We start from the raw sequence: 21506 nt of genomic DNA, 5'->3' as shown, positions 1-21506 counted from the left end.
TCGGTAAAGATTACTGCGGAAGTTCGAGTGCAGCCTTTTGCAAGCGCACGAGTTCCGCAATGCCATGCTCGGCGAGATCGAGCAATCGGTTCATCGTTGCACGATCGAAGGCTTCGCCTTCCGCAGTCCCTTGTACTTCAACGAAATGGCCGGCATCGGTCATCACAACATTCATGTCGGTGTCGCAGTCGGCGTCTTCGATGTAATCGAGATCGAGTACCGGCAAGCCACGGAACACGCCGACCGATACCGCAGCGACAAAATGCTTGATCGGGATGGCGGGAATCAGTCCGGCTTGCGCCAGCTTGCTGACTGCATCATAAGCAGCCACCATGGCGCCGGTGATCGATGCGGTGCGCGTGCCGCCATCGGCCTGGATGACATCGCAATCCAGATGGAGCGTCCGTTCGCCGAATGCTTGCAGGTCGAACGCCGCGCGCAGCGAGCGTCCGATCAGGCGCTGGATTTCCTGGGTGCGCCCCGATTGTTTGCCCTTGGCGGCTTCACGGTCCATGCGCGTGTGGGTCGATCGCGGCAGCATGCCGTATTCGGCCGTCATCCAGCCCTGCCCTTTACCCTTCAGGAAGCCGGGTACCTTTTCTTCGATGCTGGCGGTGCAGATCACCTTGGTGTCGCCGAACTCGATCAAGACCGATCCTTCGGCATGCCTGGTGTATTGGCGGATGATGCGAATACTGCGCAAGTCATTGCTTGCACGCCCGCTCGGGCGGTTTTCAAACGACATAAGACAACCTTAATTTTTGGATGTGATGCGGGAGGTTTTTTCGATGGCCCCGCGAATTTCTTCAATTGCCTTTTCGATTTCCGAGTCGTTGAAGATATCGGCCTGCTCAAGGTCGGCATGGCGCGGCGCCTGGATGGTGGTCGTGACACTGTCGATCGGCAGGGTATGCGTGGCAATAGTGTTCGGCGAATCCTGGAGCACGCTCGCGCCCTCCCACATCATCGCCAGTGCCGTGACATTGTCGCTTGTCTTGCCGGCGATGCCGACTGCTGTCGCAAGCAGATCGGGCACAGCACGCACGACCGTGTTCTGATGCAGACTCTGCGCCAGAACATGATCGGGCAGAACTGACCAGAGACCATCCGAACACAGAAGAATGACATCACCCGCCTGCAGGCTGGCCCGGCGCGACATCTCCACGATGGGCATGTTCGGCGCACCCAAACAGTTGAACAGCTTGTTGCGCTCGGGGTGGGTATCGCGTTCGGAGGGATCGACCTTTCCCTGAGCGATCAGGGTTTCGATACGCGAGTGGTCGCGGGTACGCGACAGGATCTGGCCCGAGCGCATCCAGTAGAGTCGCGAATCACCGCAGTGCGCCCAGTAGGCATTGTTATGCTGGATCAGGCAAGCGACGATCGTGGTGCGCGGTGTTTCAGGCAGATTGTTGATCGCACGATAGCGATGGATTTCGCGATGCGCGGCAAAGAAGCTCTCTTCGAGGAATTTCTCCGGCTTCTTGACGTAAGGCTTGGCATTTTGCTGAAACAGGGTGCCGATGGTCTGCAGCGAAATCGTTGCGGCCATCTCACCCTGTATATGACCGCCCATGCCGTCGGCGAGCAGCAGCAGCAGCGCGTCGCGGGTAAAGCTGTACCCCATCCGATCCTGGTTGTTGCGGCGGCCGCCGATATGGCTTTCCTGGTATACGGAGAATCGCATGCTGGCCGCCTATTGCGTGTTCTGGGTCGTGGTGTTGCCGACCTGGGTGGTTTTGCCGAAGCCGCTGAAGAATCCGCGCAGTCTGGCGGAGACCTTTTCGACGAAGTCCGCTTCCTTCTGCTCGGGCACCGGTTCGCGCAGCGCCTTCTGCAGGGCGAACACGCTTTGCGGCCGTTCCAGCGGATCGATGCGCAAACTCCAGCGGATGACCTGTATCAGCTCGCGCGAATAAATGCTTTCCAGCTTGCGGAAATGGTCTTCCATCTTGTCGTTGACCTTGCGCTGGTCAGCCGGCTGCGGCGGCGCTCCCACCATGCATGCGAAGATGGAAGCACCGATGCTATAGATGTCGGTCCAGGGTCCGAGGTTGGCGCTCTTGGCATAGAGCTCGGGTGGCGCAAAGCCAGGCGTGTACATCGGATACAGCTTGGGAAGATCGGTCTTGAGCGTTTGCCGCGCCGCGCCGAAATCGAGCAGGATGGGTGTGCCGTCCATGCGCAGATAAATATTGGCGGGCTTGAGATCGAGGTGCAGCAGCTTGTTCGCATGTACCTCGCGCAAACCGTTCATCACCTGATTGAACATCTTGCGGATGAAACGTTCCGATACCAGCGGCCGCTCGCCTTTTTCGCGACGGCGCAGGATGTGATCCTGCAGCGAACGCCCGGATTCATATGCCATCACCATGTAGACTGTATCGTTGGCCCGGAAAAAATTGACGACGCTGACGACATTGGGATGCGAAATGCGCGCGAGCGCGCGCCCCTCTTCGAAAAAGCACTTGAGGCCGATGCGAAACACAGGAAGGTTGTCGGCTGAGATGGCGGGTACCAGTTCGCCCGGCTGACGCAGCGCCAGAGAGCTAGGCAAGTACTCCTTGATGGCGACGGCATTGCCGTCTTCGTCGTATGCCAGGTAAACGATACTGAACCCGCCGGACGCAATCTTCTTTACAATGCGATATCCAGCAATTTCCAGCCCATCTGGCAGCGGAGCGTTGTTTTGCGAAGCCATGTCGTCCTTACAGAATGTACTTGGGATTGTCTTGATAAATCACTGTTTTGTAAAGCATAAGGGCTGAACCTTGACTATTTCGAGCATGACCGGATACGCGGTCGCCACACGCGAAAGTAGCGCCGGAACACTGACCGTCGAACTCAAGAGCGTCAATTCGCGTTTTCTTGATCTGCAATTTCGCATCAACGACGATCTGCGCGCAGTCGAACCTGCATTGCGTGAGGCCATCATGGCCCGCATCAGCCGCGGCAAGGTCGAATGCCGTGTGAGCTTCGGACGCAAATCCGCGGCCGGTACGCCACAGAACCTGAACGCAAGCGTACTCGAATCATTAGCAAAAATGCAATCGGAAATCAAAAACCGGTTCGCCGATGCACCCGCGCTTACCGTCAATGAACTCCTGCGCTGGCCAGGCGTGATCGAGGATGGCGAAATCGTCCACGACGCCTTGCAGGCCGACGTGCAGGCCGTAGTGTCGGCGGCACTCGACGCATTTATCGAAAGCCGTGCGCGCGAAGGCGCCGCGCTGCAAGCCATGCTGATATCACGCATCAATGACCTGGAAGCGATTGTGGCGCGGCTCACACCGATGATTCCGCAGGCAATCGCACAATTCCAGCAAAAAGCGATCGACCGCATGATGGAAGCGCTCGGCCTGGCAACCCAGAACGGCGCGGCCATGCCGGCCACATTGTCGCGCGAGGAAGCGCTGGAGCGCATCCGGCAGGAAGTCACGCTGTACGGTATCCGAATCGACGTAGCTGAAGAATTGTCCCGCCTGTCCACTCACCTGTCGGAAACCCGCCATATCCTCAAAAAAGGCGGCCAGGTCGGCAAACGGCTCGATTTCATGATGCAGGAACTCAACCGCGAAGCCAACACCGTCGGCTCGAAAGCCGCACTGAAAGAATTGTCGGATGGGTCGATGAGCATGAAGCTGCTGATTGAACAGATGCGGGAACAAGTCCAGAATCTTGAGTAAGCAGCAATATTGCAAGCTTTTCCAGACTCCGAAGCTCTACTACATCGAGAATTCCATGATAGAACCCAAACCATCTTCCGGCAGCGTGTTCATGGTGGTCGCCCCGTCCGGCGCCGGCAAATCCACGCTGGTCAATGCCTTGCTGGCCCAGGAACCCGCCATCAAGCTGTCGATATCGTACACGACGCGACAGCCCCGTCCGGCGGAGCAACACGGGCGCGAATATTACTTCACATCCGTCGAGGATTTCCTGAAAAGGCGCGAAGGCGGGGAATTTTTGGAATCGGCCGAAGTCCACGGTAATTACTATGGAACATCACGGCTGCTGATCGAGGACCAGATCAAGGCCGGAACCGACGTGCTGCTTGAAATCGACTGGCAGGGAGCGCAGCAGGTCAAGAAGCAGTTCCCCGAAGCGGTAGGCATCTTCATTTTACCGCCGTCAATTGCAGCGCTGGAAGAACGCCTTACCAAGCGCGGACAGGATGATTCGCACGTGATTACGAGGCGCATTCTGGCCGCCGGCGGCGAAATCGCGCACGCCCCGGAGTTCGAATATGTTATTATTAATCAAGAGTTTGCAACAGCTTTGTCGGAATTGACATCGATCGTCAAAGCAACCCGCTGCCGGTTTGCACAACAAGCCGCACGCTACACAGACCTGTTCGCCCAACTGGGCATTCACGCAAATCCCACCTGATATCGCGTTTTTAGGAGCAAGCATGGCCCGTATTACCATCGAAGATTGCCTCAAACAGATCCCCAACCGTTTCCAGCTCACGCTGTCCGCCACTTATCGTGCCCGTCAGCTCCTGCAGGGACATACCCCCAAGGTCGATGCCAAGGATAAGCCGACCGTCGTTGCACTTCGTGAAATCGCCGCCGGCAAGGTCGGCATTGAAATGCTGAAGAAGGTACCGAGCTAAGGCATACGGCAGCCACGAATAGCGTCGCGAGCCACCCCAAGCGAAAGATTTTCGCCAGATTCACGGCGTTTGGGGATGCAGCAATGCGATGCGGCTGATATCCTTAACGTATGAACCTGATACCTGCAGATTCAACACTATCAATTGCTCCATCAAGCCGGGCGACATCCGAGCGCCCGGCCGCAAAGAATTCCGAATCCACCCCGAAATCCGATTCCGGTGCCGCCCATGCGGCCGGCGCATCGAATGCCGTCCCGGCGGGCGTTGCTTCCGTTACCCTGCTCAATAACAAGCTGACCGAATACCTCACCCCTTCCGAAATGAAGAAGGTGAAGGAAGCCTACCGCTTCTCCGACGAAATGCATCTCGGGCAGATCCGCAAATCCGGCGAACCTTATATCTCTCATCCGATTGCGGTAGCCGAAATCTGTGCCGACTGGAAGCTTGACGCGCAGGCCATCATGGCGGCTCTCTTGCACGACGTCATGGAAGACCAGGACGTCAAGAAAGAGGAGTTGATCGAGCGTTTCGGCGCTCCCGTCGCCACGCTGGTCGACGGATTGTCCAAACTCGACAAGATCGAATTCCAGAGCCAGATCGAAGCTCAGGCGGAAAACTTCCGAAAGATGCTGCTGGCCATGGCCCGCGACGTGCGCGTCATTCTGGTCAAGCTGGCCGACCGCCTGCACAACATGCGCACGCTTGGCTTCATGGCGCCGGAAAAAAAGCGCCGGATTGCCCGCGAGACGATGGAAGTCTACGTGCCGATTGCCCATCGTCTCGGCCTGAACAATATTTACCGCGAATTGCAGGACCTGGCGTTCTCGCACCTGTACCCGGTGCGTTACAAAACCTTGTCCAAGGCGGTCAAGGCCGCACGCGGCAACCGCCGTGAGGTCGTCAGCAAGATCCTGGATTCGGTCAAGAATACACTGGCAGCCACCGGCATTCATGCCCAAGTCTACGGCCGCGAAAAGACGCTTTACGGCATCTATCGCAAGATGCGCAACAAGCATCTGTCGTTCTCCCAAGTGCTCGATGTCTACGGTTTCCGTATCGTTGTTGACAGCTTTGCCAATTGTTACGTTGCCTTGGGAACATTGCATGCGCTGTACAAGCCGATGCCGGGCAAGTTCAAGGACTACATCGCCATTCCCAAGCTCAATGGCTATCAATCCCTGCATACCACGCTGATCGGCCCCTACGGCACCCCGGTCGAATTCCAGATTCGCACCGGAGAAATGCATCGCGTCGCGGAAGCAGGCGTTGCCGCACATTGGCTGTACAAGGATGACGAAGCCAGTCTGACCGACCTGCAGCAGAGAACGCATGCCTGGCTGCAGTCCTTGCTCGACATACAGAAACAGACCGGCGACTCCGCCGAATTTCTGGAACACGTCAAGGTCGACCTGTTTCCCGATTCAGTCTATGTATTCACGCCGAAATCCAAGATCATCGCCCTGCCGCGCGGCGCCACCGTCCTCGACTTCGCGTACACCATTCATACAGCTATTGGCGACCAGGCGATTGCCGCCCGCGTCAACCATGAGCATGCTGCCTTGCGCGCCGAATTGCGTAATGGCGACATCGTCGAGATCGTCACCGCGCCATCATCGCGACCGAGTCCGAACTGGCTAACCTTTGTCCGTACCGGCAAGGCGCGCTCGGCGATCCGGCACCATCTGCGTACAATCAACCTGGCCGAATCCACTGAACTGGGGCGACGCCTGCTGGCGCAGGCCCTGAGCGCAATCGATATCGACCCCTTGTTACCCAATGGGCTGATCGAGAAGCTGCTCAATGAATCCAGCGCACGCTCGCTTGAAGAGCTGTATGCCGACATCGGTGTAGGCAAGCGGATGGCGACACTGGTTGCCCGCCATATACGCGGGATGATGGAAAGCGATGCCACTTCGCCGCTCCCGCCGCTCGCCACGGAAAACGGCTCCGGTAAGCTCGATCCGGTTGTTATCTATGGCAACGAAGGTGCTGCAGTGCATCTGGCTCAATGCTGTTTGCCGATTCCTGGCGACGGCATTGCCGGTCAGCTCAAGCGCGATCAGGGCATCACCGTGCATAGCACCGATTGCGATACGGCGAAGCGTCAGCAAACCAAAGAACCAGACCGCTGGATCGAACTGGATTGGGGTGCCGAGCTGAGCCGCCGCTTCGACTGCCGCATCAAGATTCTGGTCGATAATGAAAAAGGCGTGCTGGCCCGCGTGGCCGCAGAAATCGGCGAGTCGGATGCCAACATTACCTATGTCGGCATGGACGATGACCGCGACCATTTGATGAAGCAACTGCGCTTCACGATTCAGGTCGAAGACCGCATCCACCTTGCACGCCTGATACGCAATGTCCGACGCATTCCCGGGGTGGCAAGAATCGTCCGCGAACGCGCATAAGGCGCCTGATACGCCCTTGACCGCGCCTTCGCGCAGCGCACCTGTCCAAGTTTGCTCGGACAGTTGCAGGTCCCGGTTATCAGGCGGTATGTATGCTCTTGTGCATGCGCCGCAATCCCAGCCATACACCTGCCGCGACCAGCGGCACCAGCAATCCGGTCGCGACCTCGGGATTGACCGGGAAGCCGGCGGCTTTCGCAGCCTTGCCGGCATAACTTAGCAAGCCCACCATGTAGTATGAAATCGCCACCACTGACAGTCCTTCCACTGCTTGCTGCAGGCGCAGCTGCTGTGCCGCCCGCGTATTCATAGACTGCAGGATCTGTCGATTCTGGCGCTCTTGCACGATGCCGACGCGGGTACGCAAAAGATCGTTGGTATGAGCGATGCGTTCGGCCAGCGCTTCCTGGCGGCGCGCAATGGCCTGGCAGGTGTTCATGGCCGGCATCAGGCGACGGTCCATGAATTCCCCGATGGTCGGGCTCCCTTCAATCCGGATCTCGCGCAATTCGTCGATACGCGCATTCACCAGGCTGAAGTAAGCCTGCGATGCCGAAAAACGATAGCTGTTGTCGAGAGAAAGCTTTTCGATACGCGCGGCAAGACCGGTAATGTTGCTTAACAATGCCTGTTCGTGATCCGTGTCCGACAACTGATTGCCATTGATGCGGTGGGTGTCCACCATGGCGGCCGTCAGGCTCGCAAGCTCGCCTTCGATCGCATTCAGGACCGGCGTCGCATGGTGAGCGTGGGGCAATCCCAGCAGCGCCATCATCCGGTATGTTTCAATTTCGAGCAGGCGTTGTACCAGTCGTCCCGCCTGCTGTTCATGCAAGCCGACGTCACGCACCACAAAGCGGCTGAAGCCATCGGACTGAATAAGGAAATCGGTCCAGATTTCCCCGCCCTGCAGTACGTGGCTGCCGACCAGCATATTGCCTTCGAACACGTGCCGCAAACCGGCAGCGAAGGTATCCGACGGCCCGCGCGTCTTGTCCAGAACCACATGCGCGGCGACCATGACCTTGCCTTGCAGCCCGGCGAGCCATTGCTGGGGAATATGCTTCAGCGGTGCGCAGTCGAACGCCTCGGAAAGAGACGGCGCATGATGATGATGACGCTCTGCGAAGGTATAGGTGGCAAATTCGGTATGGCATTCCCATTTCAGCCGGAAGCGGCCGAAATCATGAAAGAAATACTTCGCCTCCGCGCCGGGTGCCGTCACGCCGAAGTGCGCGCACAGCGCGATCAGCGTCGCATGCTGCAAGGCGCTATTGGATGCGGCAGTCTCCGCCGGATTGCGGTCATAAACAGCAAGATGGGTCAATACCTCCGGGGCCTCCAGGCGAAGAAACGGGCGCGAATGAATTTCAGCGGCCAGCGGCACCCTTGACCTATGGTTCAGGCTGGAAAACAAAATGGTCATCGTTGGAAGATTTTTAATGAAGATAATTGTTTGTTTGGAGCAATTTTTATACCGGAAGCGAAACATCATCCCATGTCCCGTCACTTTGCGCCATGCGCACCGGTCGCAGGCCGCGCGCCTGCAGGCAGAACGATACGATCAGGGCAGAGGATAACTGACCGCCAGGATGGTCAGTTCATCGATGCCTGAGGGCGTCCTTAACGTCACGCTGTCCCCTTCCCTCGCCTTGGTGAGCGCACGAGCAACCGGCGAAATCCAGCTGATCCGTCCGTTAAGCGGGTCGAGCTCGTCGATTCCCACAATGGTGACCGTGTGTTCTTCGCCCGCGTGATTTTCGTAGGTGACCGTCGCGCCGAAGAAAATCTGATCACTGCCATGGTGCACGCCAGGATTCACTACTTCGGCAATATCGAGGCGTTTGGTAAGAAAGCGGATACGGCGGTCGATCTCCCTCAGACGGCGCTTGCCGTAGATGTAATCGCCATTTTCGGAGCGGTCGCCGTTGGATGCGGCCCATGAAACGATGCGCACCACCTCCGGGCGGTCCACATCGATCAGCCGCAACAACTCTTCCTTCATGCGCCGGTGTCCTTCGGGCGTCATGTAATTTTTGGTACCGGCGGGTATTGCCGGCGTCGCGACGTCGAGGTCGTCTTCGTCGTCGGTTTCTTTGACAAATGCTTTATTCATACAGCTTATTGTAGCCGCCCGGCGGCTATGTTTCGACACCGTCGCGTGTCGAAACCTGTTCACTCCAGCCGAATGCCTGGTCGCTCTGACGAGTATCGGCGGCGATCAGTTCAAGCTTTTTTGCCGGTCAGCACAGTGGGTCGAGCAAAGTAGTATCCCTGAAAGTAGTCGAAACCAAGCTGCATGCACCGCTCGAACTGCTCCAGCGTCTCGACTTTTTCCGCCAGCAGCGTCTTGCCGCTTGTTTTGAACAGGCGAGTCAATCGTGACAAGTGCTCGTCTTCCATGTTGCTGATATCGACCTTGACGACCGGTATCAGCGGCAGCAGTTTTTGCACCGCATCCGAATATTCGACGACATCGTCCAGTGCGAAGCGGTAGCCGGCCTCGGCCAGCTCTTCGACACGGGCTAACAACGATTTTGTCGCTAGCACCGTTTCCAGGATTTCCAGAACGACTTTGTTTTTAGGAAGAAAATGGATGACATCACTGTTGAGCAGGTCAGCATCGACGTTAATGAAACCAAGCTGGCTTCCGATCACATTACTCAGTCCAAGCTGCGCCGTGTGCGCTATCACCGACGCGGTCGCGGCGACATTATCGGTGACATTGGCAGTCCCGGTGTCGGCATCGCGGAACAATAGCTCGTAGGCGACCAATTGATTGTCGCGGCTCAGTATCGGCTGTCGGCCAAGAAAAAAATCGTGGATTGGTAAGGATTGGTAAGCGGTATCGCTGGAAATAAGTTGGGCTTGGTTCGACATGGAAATTTATCCGACGTTGGATCTGCGGGCAGTCGCCAGGACCGCCCCCGTTTGGATAAACCACGCAAACATCAGGCCTGAAACTTATACCTTGCGTGTACCGGTGTGTACCGCGACCGGCGTACCCGTCTCAAGTGTGAACGTTGCGCCTTCGTCGCTTCCCAGCACCTTGACCAGAAATGGCATCAGGTCTCGCAACATCGGTTCAAGAGTCCACGGCGGATTCAGGACAAACATGCCGCTGCTATGCAGCCCGAAACCATCCGGCGTCGGTGCGCTGACCGACAGGGTTACATTCAGCCAGTTATTGCAGGGCAGGCGCTTGAGTTTGTCCGGCATTTGGCGTGCTTCCATTCGCTGCAAGACCGGGTACCAGACCGCATAAGTCCCTGTCGCAAACCGCACTAGCGCGTCGGCAAGTGTATCTTTCACCTTACGATAGTCTTCCTTGACTTCATAAGGCGGATCGATCAGCACCAGCCCGCGGCGCGACGGCGGCGGCAGTATGGACTTCAATCCGCCGAATCCGTCACTTTTCTGAATCATGACGCGCTTGCCGCGCACAGTGCTGCGCTGTCCCTGCGCGGCGGCATGGGATTCGACCTTGCGGAAGTTTTCTTCAAGGATCTTGCTGTCGCTCGGATGCAATTCGAACAAGCGCAGCCTGTCCTGTTCGCGTGCGACCTTGTCGGCGCAATATGGCGAACCGGGGTAGTAGCGCATTTTTCCGCTCGGATTCATGGCTTTGATGATGCCGACGTAATCGGCCAACGGTTCCGGCAAATCCTTGCGGTCCCAGAGCCGGCTGATGCCGGTTTCGTATTCGACATTCTTGGCGGCGTAGCCGGTATCAAGAGCATAGACGCCTGCACCGGCATGCGTGTCCACATACATGTAAGGCGTGTCTTTCTGGCCGAGATAGCGCAGCAACTGGATGAGCACGACGTGTTTCAGCACGTCCGCATGATTGCCCGCGTGAAAGGCGTGGCGATAACTCAGCATGGGAGATTCCTGCGGTGAGGATGGGAAAGGGTCGACATTTTACAGTAGCGCGTTATAAAGCCTTGGAATCGTCATGGTGACAGATACAGTCGCTGCTGGCCGCCGCGCTTTGCAGATTTTGCAGAATGCCGCATTGCTTCGCGCTCATGTGGGTATGGCATGCATTGCGCAGCGTCTGCAACTGTTTCTGGAGACGCTGCAATGAGGCAATCTGGAGCGCGGTCTGTTGCAAATGCCGATCCAGCATAGCATTGATGTCATCACACGCCAGTTCCGGTTTGGCCTGAAAGTGCTGCAGCGTACGAATATCGTCGAGCGACATGCCCAGCGAACGGCAATGCCTGATAAACAACAAGCGCTCGGCGTCCTGCTCGCCGTACTGACGATAATTGCCTTCACTGCGCGGAGGCGTCGGCAATAGGCCTTCGCGCTCGTAGTAGCGGATAGTTTCAACCTCACAGTCGGTGCGTTTTGCCAGTTCGCCAATCTTCATCATTTTCTCCACATCACATCTTGACCCTATAGTAGCTATAGGGTCATTAATAGGCAAACCTATTTGGAGGAATCCCGTCATATATGCGTTCGGCAATGTGGCGGCCATGCTGGCAGCCGCAGGTGTGTTCGGCACCAATAGCGGCTGGCCGGACTGGCTGGTAGCGGGCTTGATGGGTGTGCTCGCACTGAATGCAGGCGTTTCAGTGACGCGCCACGCTCGCGAAGAACTGGCCGTGGCCCGGACACCGATGCATCATCATGGCCACTCTCATGAAGACCGTACTTCCAAAATAAAAAGCCGCACCCGAAGGTGCGGCTTTTTTATGCAGCGTATTACACGCGCATATCCCTGCTTATCAGTGGAACTGCTCTTCTTCGGTCGAACCGGTCAGAGCCTTGACGGAAGATGTGCCGCCCTGGATCACGGTAGTGACTTCGTCGAAGTAGCCGGCGCCGACTTCCTGCTGGTGCGACACGAAGGTGTAGCCCTTATCGCGCGCAGCAAACTCCTGCTCCTGCACCATGTTCACGTAGTGCTTCATGCCTTCGCCGCGTGCGTAAGCGTGTGCGAACTGGAAGGTGTTGAACCAGTTGATATGGATGCCGGCCAGTGTGATGAACTGATACTTGTAGCCGAGTTCGGACAGCTTTTCCTGGAATTCGGCGATGGACTTGTCGTCGAGGTTCTTCTTCCAGTTGAACGACGGCGAGCAGTTGTACGACAACAGCTTGCCAGGGCACTTGGCGTGGACAGCCTGAGCGAATTCACGGGCAAAGCCGAGGTCCGGCGTGCCGGTTTCGCACCATACCAGGTCAGCGAACGGAGCGTAAGCGACGCCGCGGCTGATAGCCTGTTCCAGGCCGTTCTTGACGCGATAGAAGCCTTCGTTTGTACGCTCGCCGGTCAGGAAAGGCTTGTCGTTGGCGTCGTGATCGGAAGTGATCAGGTTGGCTGCTTCTGCATCGGTACGAGCCAGCACGATGGTCGGCACACCCATGACGTCTGCAGCGAAGCGGGCAGCGGTCAGCTTCTCGATTGCTTCCTGTGTCGGAACCAGCACCTTGCCGCCCATGTGGCCGCACTTCTTCACCGCGGCCAGCTGGTCTTCAAAGTGAACGCCGGCAGCGCCGGAAGCGATCATGTTCTTCATCAGTTCGAAGGCATTCAGCACGCCGCCGAAACCGGCTTCAGCGTCAGCAACGATAGGCAGGAAAAAGTCGACGAAACCTTCATCGCCCGGGTTGATGCCGCGCGACCACTGGATCTCGTCGGCGCGCTTGAATGTGTTGTTGATGCGGCGAACCATGGTCGGCACCGAGTCGTATGCATACAGCGACTGGTCGGGGTACATGGTTTCGGAAGTGTTGCCGTCGGCGGCGACTTGCCAGCCTGACAGGTACACGGCTTCGAGGCCGGCTTTGGCCTGCTGCATCGCTTGTCCGGCAGTGATCGCGCCGAAGGCGTTGACATAGCCTTTCTTTGCGCCGCCGTTGATTTTCGCCCACAGCTTCTCAGCACCGTTCTTTGCCAGGGTATGTTCGATATGCTGCGAGCCACGCAGACGGACTACGTCTTCCGCCGTGTAGTTGCGCGTAACGCCTTTCCAGCGCGGGTTCTCAGCCCAATCTTTTTCCAATGCTTGAATTTGCTGTTCGCGAGATGCCATGGTCATTCTCCTGTGTGATGCGGGGTAAAAAGAAAAGAAAACTCAATGGGGAAATAATAGGCGCTTTTTTGCGGGGCAACAAGGTCTTATATAAGACATATAACCAAATAAATTCTTTTATTTTTCAATTACTTAATTTCTTCATTTTGCGATGTGAAACATTTTTTCTTAGAATGAAAAATTATATTGATGCTTCGCGTCGTGATTTTTCACAATACAAAATATACTTTTCGAATGATGAAAAATTCGTTAAATAGCGCTCTTCATTCCTGCACGCTGCGACCGCATTGGCTCGCAAGTGTTCAAGAAATTGCGGGAAAAATGCATCTTTGCTCAGTCCGACCAAGCTTTCACGCAACAAGCTTTGTGAACGTCAAGCCGATCCGCTTTGTCAGAACGGTACGAATCATTAGAGATTGATGAGAGCTTAGCCGCCGTGAACAAAGGAATTACCTATGCACTTCTGGCAGCCGTACTATTCGGCATCAGTACACCGTTCGCCAAAGTACTTGCCGGAGAATATGAACCGGTGCTGCTCGCAGGCCTGTTGTATGCGGGGAGTGGAATCGGCTTGTCTGCCTGGCTGGTATTGCGCAAGGCCATTGCGAAGCCGGGCAATTCCGTCTCCCGGCTTGGCATTCCGGATTTTCCCTGGTTGGCTGGCGCGATACTGTCGGGCGGCGTACTAGCTCCGGTGTTGATGATGAGCGGTCTCAGCCATGCAAGCGCGTCCTCGTCATCCCTGCTGCTCAATATGGAAGGCGTATTGACCGCGTTATTAGCGTGGTTTGTGTTTCGTGAACAATTCGATCGCCGCATCTTCCTCGGAATGATGTTGATCATTGCCGGCGGTGTGCTGCTTTCCTGGCAATCGGACCCAATGCTCGGCCAAGTTCATGAATCATGGGGCGCGTTGGCCGTGGTGGCGGCATGCCTTTGCTGGGCAATCGATAACAATCTGACCCGAAAGGTATCGACCGGCGACGCTGTGCAGATCGCAGCGCTGAAGGGCTTGGTGTCCGGCGCGGTAAACCTGTCCTTTGCGCTGCTCTGGCTGGGCGCTCCCGTGCCCGCATGGAAGAGCGTCGCATCCGCCGGAATACTTGGCTTCGGTGGCTATGGGCTCAGCCTCGTGTTGTTTGTGCTGGCGTTGCGCCATCTGGGGACTGCACGTACGGGAGCGTATTTTTCTGCTGCGCCTTTCGTCGGCGCAGCGGTCTCACTGCTTGTGCTGGGAGAGCAACCCGACCGCATATTCTGGTTCGCCGCAGCCCTGATGGGATGCGGCATATGGTTGCATATCACCGAGTCGCACGACCATCTGCATCGGCACGACCATATGGAGCACGCACACACGCATACCCACGACGCTCATCATCAGCATGCACATGATTTCGCATGGGACGGCAAAGAGCCGCATTCCCATTCGCATGTCCATCAGCCGATGGAACATGCTCACCCGCACTTTCCGGATATTCATCACCGGCACACACACTAAAAGAGACGACGCCGGCCTTACTTAGTCGAGTTTTTCCTTAGAAACGAGTACGCCGTCAGCATCCGCATAAATCCAGTCACCTGGATGGATAGCCACACCGGCGATCGATACGCTCAGGTCGCGATCACCTACCCCCTTGCGCACGCTGCGCTGCGGATGCGTGGCCAATGCGCGTACGCCGATGTCACAGGCATTGATCTCTTCCGAATCGCGTATGCATCCGTTCACGATGATGCCGGCCCATCCATTCTTTTCGGCCAGCACGCCAAGGTTGCCACCGACCAGCGCGCAACGCAAACTCCCGCCGCCATCGATTACCAATACATGACCATTACCCGGCGTTTCCAGTGTCGAGCGTACCAGTACGTTATCTTCAAATACCTTAAGCGTGGTTGCCGGTCCCGCAAAAGACAGTTGCATGCCGAACTTCTGGAATATCGGAGGCAGCACGGCCAGCGTGCCGTTCCCCAGTTTGTCTTCATTCGCGTCGCAGATATCGCATGTGGCAAAAGTCATTGTCTCTCCTGTCGATAAAAAAATAGCTAACAGGATGCGATTGTAAGCGAGGATTAAAACAGCCGACTCAAGCGGCAGACCCGCCTGCCCTTCGGACAGGATCCGGTCCGGATGCACATCCTCACATATCTACTATGCAGCCGCCTGGCCTGCAATTTTGCTTGCGGTGCTGGTCCCGACGCGCACAGCTGTCAGGAGGGCCAGACATTGGAATATGCCGATACCAATGAACACCCAGGCAGGATGGGAGTCGTCCATCATCGCGCCGAACAGCAGTGGTGCCAGCGCCAAGCCGATGTCAATGCCCGAATAGACAACGCCATAGACACGGCCGGTCGCATTCTTTGGTGCAGCGGCACGAATCAGCAGATCGCGCGACGGTCCCGCGATACCCGAACCCAAACCGACCGCCCCCATCAGTATCACGGCAACCGCGGGCGGTACGGCACCGCTGGCAATGACGAACGCAAACACTCCGGAAGCGGTAAACCCCATTGCAATCGTTCGCTCATGCCGGCTGGTTCTTGCTGCAAGGAAGCCACCCCATACCATTCCAGCAGCAGAAGCGAGCATGAACACGGTATAGCCGGCGGTCGCGGATGCGAGCGTCATGCCGTAGAGTTGGCGCAGACTGGCGGTTGAAAAACTTTGCACGCCGCCGAGCGCCATCGCGGTAATGAAAAAGAACAGAAAGCACATCCAGACAGCAGGCAGGCGCATGAACCCCAATGCACTGCCCTCCTTTGCCGGCTGCTTGTCATTCAATGGAGCAGCCGGTTGCGGACGGCCCGTGTCAAGCAAGTCGCGATAGAAGAACAGAAGCGCCAGGACGGCAAACGGAATACAGGCTGCCGCTGCCAGCGCAGTACGCCAACCGAACCAGCCGGCCAATGGCATCAGAAATACCGGTGCGGCAACCCAACCCAGATTGCCGCACACGCCATGTACCGAGAATGCATGGCCCAGGCGCGCCGGAGACACGCGCTTGTTCAGCAAGGTAAAACATGCAGGATGGAATACGCTGTTACCCAGCCCTGCGAGCATCGAGCCGATCATGAGCACTGCATAGCTGGGGGCGGCTGCCAGCACCATCGCCGACACGCCTAGACAGCCGATGCCGAAAAACAGCACGCTGCGGGCTCCGGCCTTGTCGACCACGAATCCTGACAAGGCCTGCCCTATGCCCGAGATGACAAAGAACATTGTCATCAGAAAGCCGAGTTCGGCATAGGACAGCCCGAAGGCCTCTTTCAGCCAGGGAAACAAGGGAACGAGAATCAGATGAAAGAAATGCGATACCCCATGGGCAAGGCCTTCAAGACTGATGACGTGCGCATCCTGGCCCAGGCTGGGTGTAACGGTGGCGGAGGTCATGGCGTATTCGCAATGTCGAGATGAAAAACAGTTTAAGCAAATCCATCCCGTCTGATTTAAGATAAATGGACAATCTTTGTCGAAATTCCGACAACCTGTTTTTTTGGGGGAATTCACCATGCCCATCCAGCCGATTACCCACACTCGCCTGCACCTGGCCGGAATTGCGCCCACACCGGCGCGACCTGTACGCATGGTGGCACGCGACCTCAATGCGTCCGAACTGCTTGCCGCGCACTCGCATGCCTGGGGACAGGTGACCTATGCGCTGGACGGGGTAGTGCGCGTCACGGTCGGCAACAGCACCTGGATCGTACCGCCGCAGCGTGCGATATGGATACCGCCCGCGGCAGTCCATGAAGTCGCCACGCTGGAAAAAGCGCGCCTGCGCGCCTTGTACGTCGACGCGGCATCGGCGCCGTTTCGCGGCGACGAATGCGAAGTGCTGACCGTGTCATCCCTGCTGCGTGAACTGGTGGTTGCACTGACGCAGGCCGATGCAGACAGCGAGCGGGAAGCGATGATTTCGGCACTGATGCTTAATGAACTGCCACGGCTGTCAACGCAACCGATCCGCGTTGCCCTGCCGGACGATAAACGCCTCAAGGCGTTGTGCGAAACCCTGATTGCCGACCCGGCGTCGCAACTCACCCTTGAGGACTGGGCACACAAAGTCGGCGCATCCAGCCGTACGCTGGCGCGTCTGTTCGAACGCGAACTGGGCATGCGCTTCGGACAGTGGCGACAACAGGTCAGGCTGGCCCATGCAGCGCCACTGATTGCGCGCGGCATGCCGCTATCGCAGGTGGCTTCCGAACTAGGCTATGCGAGCCAATCGGCGTTTTCGGCGATGTTTCGCAAGACGTTTGGAGAATCGCCAAGCACCTTCTTCGCTCAGGTCGAGAAATAAAAAACCCGGAGCAGTTTCCTGCATCCGGGTTTTGTCATCCGCTATATCGAGGCGACATAAACACTCAGGCAACCGTCTCCGTGCCCTTTTCGAATACCAGTTCGCTGCCGCCTACCGATACGACGATCGTATCCTTGGGCCCGAAGCGGCCTTCGAGAATACGCTTGGATAGCGGATTTTCGATTTCCTGCTGTATCGCGCGCTTCAATGGCCGTGCACCGTACACGGGATCAAAGCCGGCTTCGGCGATCTTCTGCAGAGCCGCATCGGACATCTGCAGGCCAATGTCCATCTTCGCCAACCGTTGCTCCAGCACCTTAAGCTGTATGCGCGCAATCGAGCCGATATTCTTGGCATCGAGCGCATGGAACACCACCAGCTCGTCGATACGGTTGACGAACTCGGGACGGAAATGGGTTTTCACTTCGGCCATGACCGCCAGCTTCACCAGCGCGGGATCGCTGTCTTCCATCGACTGGATCTTGTACGATCCAAGATTCGATGTCATCACGATGACCGTGTTCTTGAAGTCGACCGTACGTCCCTGCCCGTCCGTCATGCGTCCATCGTCCAGCACCTGCAGCAGCACATTGAACACATCGGAATGCGCCTTCTCGATCTCGTCGAGAAGAATCACGCTGTATGGCTTGCGGCGCACTGCTTCGGTCAGGTAGCCGCCTTCTTCATATCCGACGTAGCCGGGCGGCGCACCGATCAGGCGCGCGACCGAATGCTTTTCCATGAACTCGCTCATGTCGATGCGAACCAGTGCTTCCTCGGTATCGAACAGGAAGGATGCAAGCGCCTTGCACAATTCGGTCTTGCCGACCCCTGTCGGGCCGAGGAACATGAAGGACCCATAAGGCCGGTTCGGATCCGACAAGCCGGCACGGGAGCGACGGATCGCGTCGGACACGGCGACGATGGCTTCATGCTGGCCGACTACACGCTTGTGCAACTCGTCTTCCATGTGCAGCAGCTTATCGCGCTCGCCCTGCATCATCTTCGACACGGGGATGCCGGTGGCCCGCGAAACCACTTCCGCGATTTCTTCCGCGCCGACCTGGGTTCGCAACAGCTTGCGCTCCGCTTTTTCCTGCTCGCCGGTATCGGCCTGCTTCAGCTGCGCTTCCAACTGAGGCAGTTTGCCGTACTGCAGTTCGGACATCTTTTGCCAGTCGCCTTTGCGCTTGGCCTCTTCCATCTGCAGTTTGGCCTTTTCAATTTCTTCCTTGATCTGCTGGCTGCCTTGCACCGCGGACTTCTCCGCCTTCCAGACTTCATCGAGATCGGCATACTCGCGTTCGAGCTTGAGGATTTCTTCCTCGAGCAGGTTAAGTCGTTTTTGCGAAGCCTCGTCGGTTTCGCGCCGCACTGCTTCGCGCTCGATCTTCAGTTGAATCAGACGACGGTCGAGCTTATCCATGACCTCGGGCTTGGAATCGATCTCGATCTTGATCTTGGAAGCCGCTTCGTCGATCAGGTCGATCGCCTTGTCGGGCAGGAAGCGGTCGGTGATGTAGCGATGCGACAGCTCTGCAGCCGCGACGATTGCCGGGTCGGTGATGTCGACGCCATGGTGCACTTCATACTTTTCCTGAAGGCCGCGCAGGATCGCGATGGTCGCTTCGACACTTGGTTCGTCGACCAGAATTTTCTGGAAACGGCGTTCGAGCGCGGCATCCTTCTCGATGTATTTGCGGTATTCGTCCAGCGTAGTCGCACCGACGCAATGCAGTTCGCCACGCGCAAGCGCCGGCTTGAGCATATTGCCGGCATCGATTGCGCCTTCCGCCCTGCCCGCGCCCACCATGGTGTGCAGCTCGTCGATGAAGACGATGGTCTGGCCTTCGTCCTGCGCGATTTCCTTCAGGACGGCTTTCAGCCTTTCCTCGAATTCGCCACGGTATTTCGCTCCGGCCAGCAAGGCCGCCATATCCAGCGAGAGCACGCGTTTGGATTTCAGGCTGTCGGGCACTTCGCCATTGATGATGCGCTGGGCAAGACCTTCGACGATCGCCGTCTTGCCGACGCCTGGCTCGCCGATCAGGACGGGATTATTTTTGGAACGGCGCTGCAATACCTGAATCGCGCGACGGATCTCATCGTCGCGGCCGATCACCGGATCGAGCTTGCCAGCGCGGGCACGTTCGGTCAGGTCCAGCGTGTATTTTTTGAGCGCTTCGCGCTGGCCTTCGGCATCGGCGGAGCTGACCTTAGCGCCGCCGCGCACGGCCGTGATCGCTGCTTCCAGTGCCTTGCGAGTCAGTCCCTGTTCACGCGCAAGGCGACCGGCTTCCGATTTGTCCTCAGTCAGCGCCAGCAATACCATTTCGCTGGCAATAAACTGGTCACTGCGGTTTTGCGCTTCCTTGTCGGCAAGGTTCAACAAGGCTACTGATTCGCGGCCGATCTGTACCTCGCCGCCATGGCCGGATACCTTGGGCAGACGCGCTAGAGCATTCTTAAGGCTGGCGGACAAGCCATTGACGTTGACGCCCGCGCGTTGCAGCAGCGAACGCGCGCTGCCGTCGTCCTGATTGATCAGGGCATTAAGGATATGCGCCGGCTCGATGTATTGGTTATCATTGCCGACGGCCTGACTTTGGGCATCGGAAAGAGCCTCTTGCAATTTTGTTGTCAGTTTGTCGAGACGCATGAGAATGTTCTCCAGAAATTCACTCTGCTAACAACATAGGGGCGCGCCATCACATTTCAAGAAAGGATTCTTGATCCCAGCCGGCTCGGGATCGGGACGCAATGGATCTGCATCAACTTCAGGTAATTTATCAGGCTGAGGAAGACCGCCTGTTATTCCGGGCTTCGTTCAAATCGGATAGCGGCTTGCATGAATTGCGCGCATGGCTCACGCGCCGGCTTCTGACAGTGCTATGGCCGGCAATCCGAAACGCGTTGGAAACCCAGGTAAAACTCGACAAACCGCAAGCGGCTCACGCCAGCGCCGATATCGTCGGGATGGAGCACCAGGTGTCGGTAGAGCATATTCGCGACAGCGGCAGCTTTAATAATGCTTATGAAGCGGACATTACTGACTACCCCTTGGGAGAGACGCCGTTGCTGATTACTACCGTCAACTTTTCCCAGTTACCGGACGAGCCTATCCGCATCAACATGACACCCGCCAACGGCACTGGTTTCGAAGTGGCATTCACGCTGGTCGTGCTGCACGGGCTTTGCTCCTTGCTGAAGGATGCCGTCAATACCGCAGAATGGGACTTGGTGCTGGAGATGCCCGGCGAAGCGAAAGACAATACCGGGCCGCGGGTATTTAACTAACTGGTCATGCCGCGATAGGCGGCAAATCCAGCGATACAACAGCTAACGGAGCCGACAAGGTGCAGCGCAGTATGGCCGAGTGCCCATCCATAGTCACCGCGTTGCAGTAGCGCCATCGATTCAGCGGAAAAGGTGGAAAAGGTTGTCAGGCCACCCAGAAATCCGGTTACCGCGAACAAGCGCCACTCGGGAGCAATATGCGGATTGCTGGTGAAAAAACCCACTGCGAGACCGATCAGGCAGCCACCTCCCAGATTCGCCACCAGTGTTCCAAACGGCAATTGCGAATGACTTGCATTGAGCCACAACCCGACCCCCCATCGCAACCAGGCGCCGATCGCCGCGCCCAGTCCGACCGCCAGCCAACTCATGCAGTGTTGCCCGCATTGCCGGAGCGAATACCCCATTTTTCAAGCGCGCGATCATCGGTGACACGGGCGTCAACCCAACGCGCGCCGTCCGGCGTCTGTTCCTTTTTCCAGAACGGCGCTTCGGTCTTGAGGTAATCCATGACGAATTCGCATGCGGCGAATGCTTCGCCACGATGTGCCGAGGTGACTGCGACCAGCACGATCTGCTCCAGAGGTTCGAGCGGGCCGACGCGGTGGATGACCAGCGCATCCATGATGTTCCAGCGCTTCCGCGCCTGCGCCACGATGTCTTCCAGCGCTTTTTCCGTCATGCCCGGATAGTGCTCGAGTTCCATTTCGCTGACATTGGAACCGTCGTTCATGTCGCGTACGGTACCGACAAACGAAACGACCGCACCGACCTGCGCCTGACCCGCACGCAGTGCAGCGACTTCATGCGACAGGTCGAAATCCTCGGTTTGCACACGGACCGACAT

At 57.2% G+C, this 21506-nt stretch carries 21 protein-coding genes; 7 read left to right on the top strand and 14 right to left on the bottom strand.

Going from position 1 to position 21506, the window contains the following annotated elements:
- Positions 1-10: 10 nt before the first annotated feature.
- Genes rph through D3871_RS07315 form a run of 3 tightly spaced genes read right to left on the bottom strand, consistent with a single transcriptional unit; the run spans position 11 to position 2701 of the window.
- Positions 11-745 carry a ribonuclease PH gene (gene rph / locus D3871_RS07325; RefSeq protein WP_119768300.1) on the bottom strand — a complete coding sequence of 245 codons (735 nt, stop codon included), beginning with the start codon at positions 743-745 and terminating at the stop codon, positions 11-13.
- 9 nt (positions 746-754) lie between these two features.
- Positions 755-1687: a PP2C family protein-serine/threonine phosphatase gene (locus tag D3871_RS07320; RefSeq protein ID WP_119768299.1), complete on the bottom strand. Its 933-nt coding sequence runs from the start codon at positions 1685-1687 to the stop codon at positions 755-757.
- A 9-nt stretch (positions 1688-1696) separates the two neighbouring features.
- Positions 1697-2701, bottom strand: coding sequence for a serine/threonine protein kinase (locus tag D3871_RS07315; protein ID WP_119768298.1), 1005 nt, complete (start codon positions 2699-2701; stop codon positions 1697-1699).
- A gap of 85 nt (positions 2702-2786) precedes the next feature.
- Here D3871_RS07315 and D3871_RS07310 point away from each other — a divergent pair, with 85 nt between their 5' ends.
- The 4 genes from D3871_RS07310 to D3871_RS07295 all read left to right on the top strand — a co-directional run bounded on the left by D3871_RS07310 (position 2787) and on the right by D3871_RS07295 (position 7020).
- Positions 2787-3686 carry a YicC/YloC family endoribonuclease gene (locus D3871_RS07310; RefSeq protein WP_119768297.1) on the top strand — a complete coding sequence of 300 codons (900 nt, stop codon included), beginning with the start codon at positions 2787-2789 and terminating at the stop codon, positions 3684-3686.
- Positions 3687-3741: 55 nt separating this feature from the next.
- On the top strand, positions 3742-4386 hold the full coding sequence (gmk, locus tag D3871_RS07305; RefSeq protein ID WP_119769950.1) for a guanylate kinase: 645 nt from the start codon (positions 3742-3744) through the stop codon (positions 4384-4386).
- A gap of 22 nt (positions 4387-4408) precedes the next feature.
- On the top strand, positions 4409-4612 hold the full coding sequence (rpoZ, locus tag D3871_RS07300) for a DNA-directed RNA polymerase subunit omega (protein WP_057290930.1): 204 nt from the start codon (positions 4409-4411) through the stop codon (positions 4610-4612).
- 110 nt (positions 4613-4722) lie between these two features.
- A complete protein-coding gene (locus D3871_RS07295) occupies positions 4723-7020 on the top strand; it encodes a RelA/SpoT family protein (RefSeq protein WP_119768296.1) in 2298 nt (765 codons plus the stop codon).
- Positions 7021-7099: 79 nt separating this feature from the next.
- Here the strand turns inward: D3871_RS07295 and D3871_RS07290 are convergent, their stop codons facing one another.
- The 6 genes from D3871_RS07290 to aceA form a co-directional block, all read right to left on the bottom strand.
- On the bottom strand, positions 7100-8446 hold the full coding sequence (locus D3871_RS07290) for a DUF3422 family protein (RefSeq protein ID WP_119768295.1): 1347 nt from the start codon (positions 8444-8446) through the stop codon (positions 7100-7102).
- Positions 8447-8584: 138 nt separating this feature from the next.
- Complete coding sequence (gene greB / locus D3871_RS07285; RefSeq protein ID WP_119768294.1) at positions 8585-9136, bottom strand: transcription elongation factor GreB; 552 nt, start codon at positions 9134-9136, stop codon at positions 8585-8587.
- Between the two features lie 110 nt (positions 9137-9246).
- A complete protein-coding gene (locus tag D3871_RS07280; RefSeq protein WP_119768293.1) occupies positions 9247-9900 on the bottom strand; it encodes an EAL and HDOD domain-containing protein in 654 nt (217 codons plus the stop codon).
- Positions 9901-9984: 84 nt separating this feature from the next.
- Positions 9985-10902, bottom strand: coding sequence for a 23S rRNA (adenine(2030)-N(6))-methyltransferase RlmJ (locus D3871_RS07275; protein ID WP_119768292.1), 918 nt, complete (start codon positions 10900-10902; stop codon positions 9985-9987).
- Between the two features lie 52 nt (positions 10903-10954).
- Positions 10955-11395, bottom strand: a complete 441-nt coding sequence (gene cadR, locus D3871_RS07270) for a Cd(II)/Pb(II)-responsive transcriptional regulator (RefSeq protein ID WP_119768291.1) — start codon at positions 11393-11395, stop codon at positions 10955-10957.
- A 358-nt stretch (positions 11396-11753) separates the two neighbouring features.
- Positions 11754-13070: an isocitrate lyase gene (gene aceA, locus D3871_RS07260; RefSeq protein ID WP_119768290.1), complete on the bottom strand. Its 1317-nt coding sequence runs from the start codon at positions 13068-13070 to the stop codon at positions 11754-11756.
- Positions 13071-13500: 430 nt separating this feature from the next.
- On the opposite strand from aceA, the gene D3871_RS07255 reads away from it, so the two are divergent.
- On the top strand, positions 13501-14562 hold the full coding sequence (locus D3871_RS07255) for a DMT family transporter (protein ID WP_119768289.1): 1062 nt from the start codon (positions 13501-13503) through the stop codon (positions 14560-14562).
- A 21-nt stretch (positions 14563-14583) separates the two neighbouring features.
- Here D3871_RS07255 and rraA read toward each other — a convergent pair whose 3' ends face one another.
- Together rraA and D3871_RS07245 are read right to left on the bottom strand one after the other, a co-directional pair.
- The gene (rraA, locus tag D3871_RS07250) at positions 14584-15078 is read right to left on the bottom strand and encodes a ribonuclease E activity regulator RraA (protein WP_119768288.1); all 495 of its coding nucleotides are present in this window, start codon (positions 15076-15078) and stop codon (positions 14584-14586) included.
- Between the two features lie 132 nt (positions 15079-15210).
- Complete coding sequence (locus D3871_RS07245; protein WP_119768287.1) at positions 15211-16452, bottom strand: MFS transporter; 1242 nt, start codon at positions 16450-16452, stop codon at positions 15211-15213.
- A gap of 118 nt (positions 16453-16570) precedes the next feature.
- On the opposite strand from D3871_RS07245, the gene D3871_RS07240 reads away from it, so the two are divergent.
- Entirely contained in the window at positions 16571-17362 is a 792-nt protein-coding gene (locus tag D3871_RS07240) for an AraC family transcriptional regulator (RefSeq protein WP_119768286.1), read from the top strand.
- A 64-nt stretch (positions 17363-17426) separates the two neighbouring features.
- Here D3871_RS07240 and clpB read toward each other — a convergent pair whose 3' ends face one another.
- On the bottom strand, positions 17427-20021 hold the full coding sequence (clpB, locus tag D3871_RS07235) for an ATP-dependent chaperone ClpB (RefSeq protein WP_119768285.1): 2595 nt from the start codon (positions 20019-20021) through the stop codon (positions 17427-17429).
- 101 nt (positions 20022-20122) lie between these two features.
- On the opposite strand from clpB, the gene D3871_RS07230 reads away from it, so the two are divergent.
- Complete coding sequence (locus D3871_RS07230) at positions 20123-20659, top strand: hypothetical protein (protein ID WP_119768284.1); 537 nt, start codon at positions 20123-20125, stop codon at positions 20657-20659.
- Here the strand turns inward: D3871_RS07230 and crcB are convergent.
- Positions 20656-21030, bottom strand: a complete 375-nt coding sequence (crcB, locus tag D3871_RS07225; protein WP_119768283.1) for a fluoride efflux transporter CrcB — start codon at positions 21028-21030, stop codon at positions 20656-20658. The genes D3871_RS07230 and crcB overlap by 4 nt on opposite strands.
- Entirely contained in the window at positions 21027-21506 is a 480-nt protein-coding gene (gene moaE, locus D3871_RS07220) for a molybdopterin synthase catalytic subunit MoaE (RefSeq protein WP_119768282.1), read from the bottom strand. Before moaE ends, crcB begins: the two co-directional genes overlap by 4 nt.

It is taken from the genome of Noviherbaspirillum saxi (assembly GCF_003591035.1).
In the GTDB taxonomy this organism is placed as follows: Bacteria; Pseudomonadota; Gammaproteobacteria; order Burkholderiales; family Burkholderiaceae_D; genus Noviherbaspirillum; species Noviherbaspirillum saxi.
Note: the sequence above shows the minus strand (reverse complement) of the source record. Positions and strands in the feature narration are given on the sequence as shown.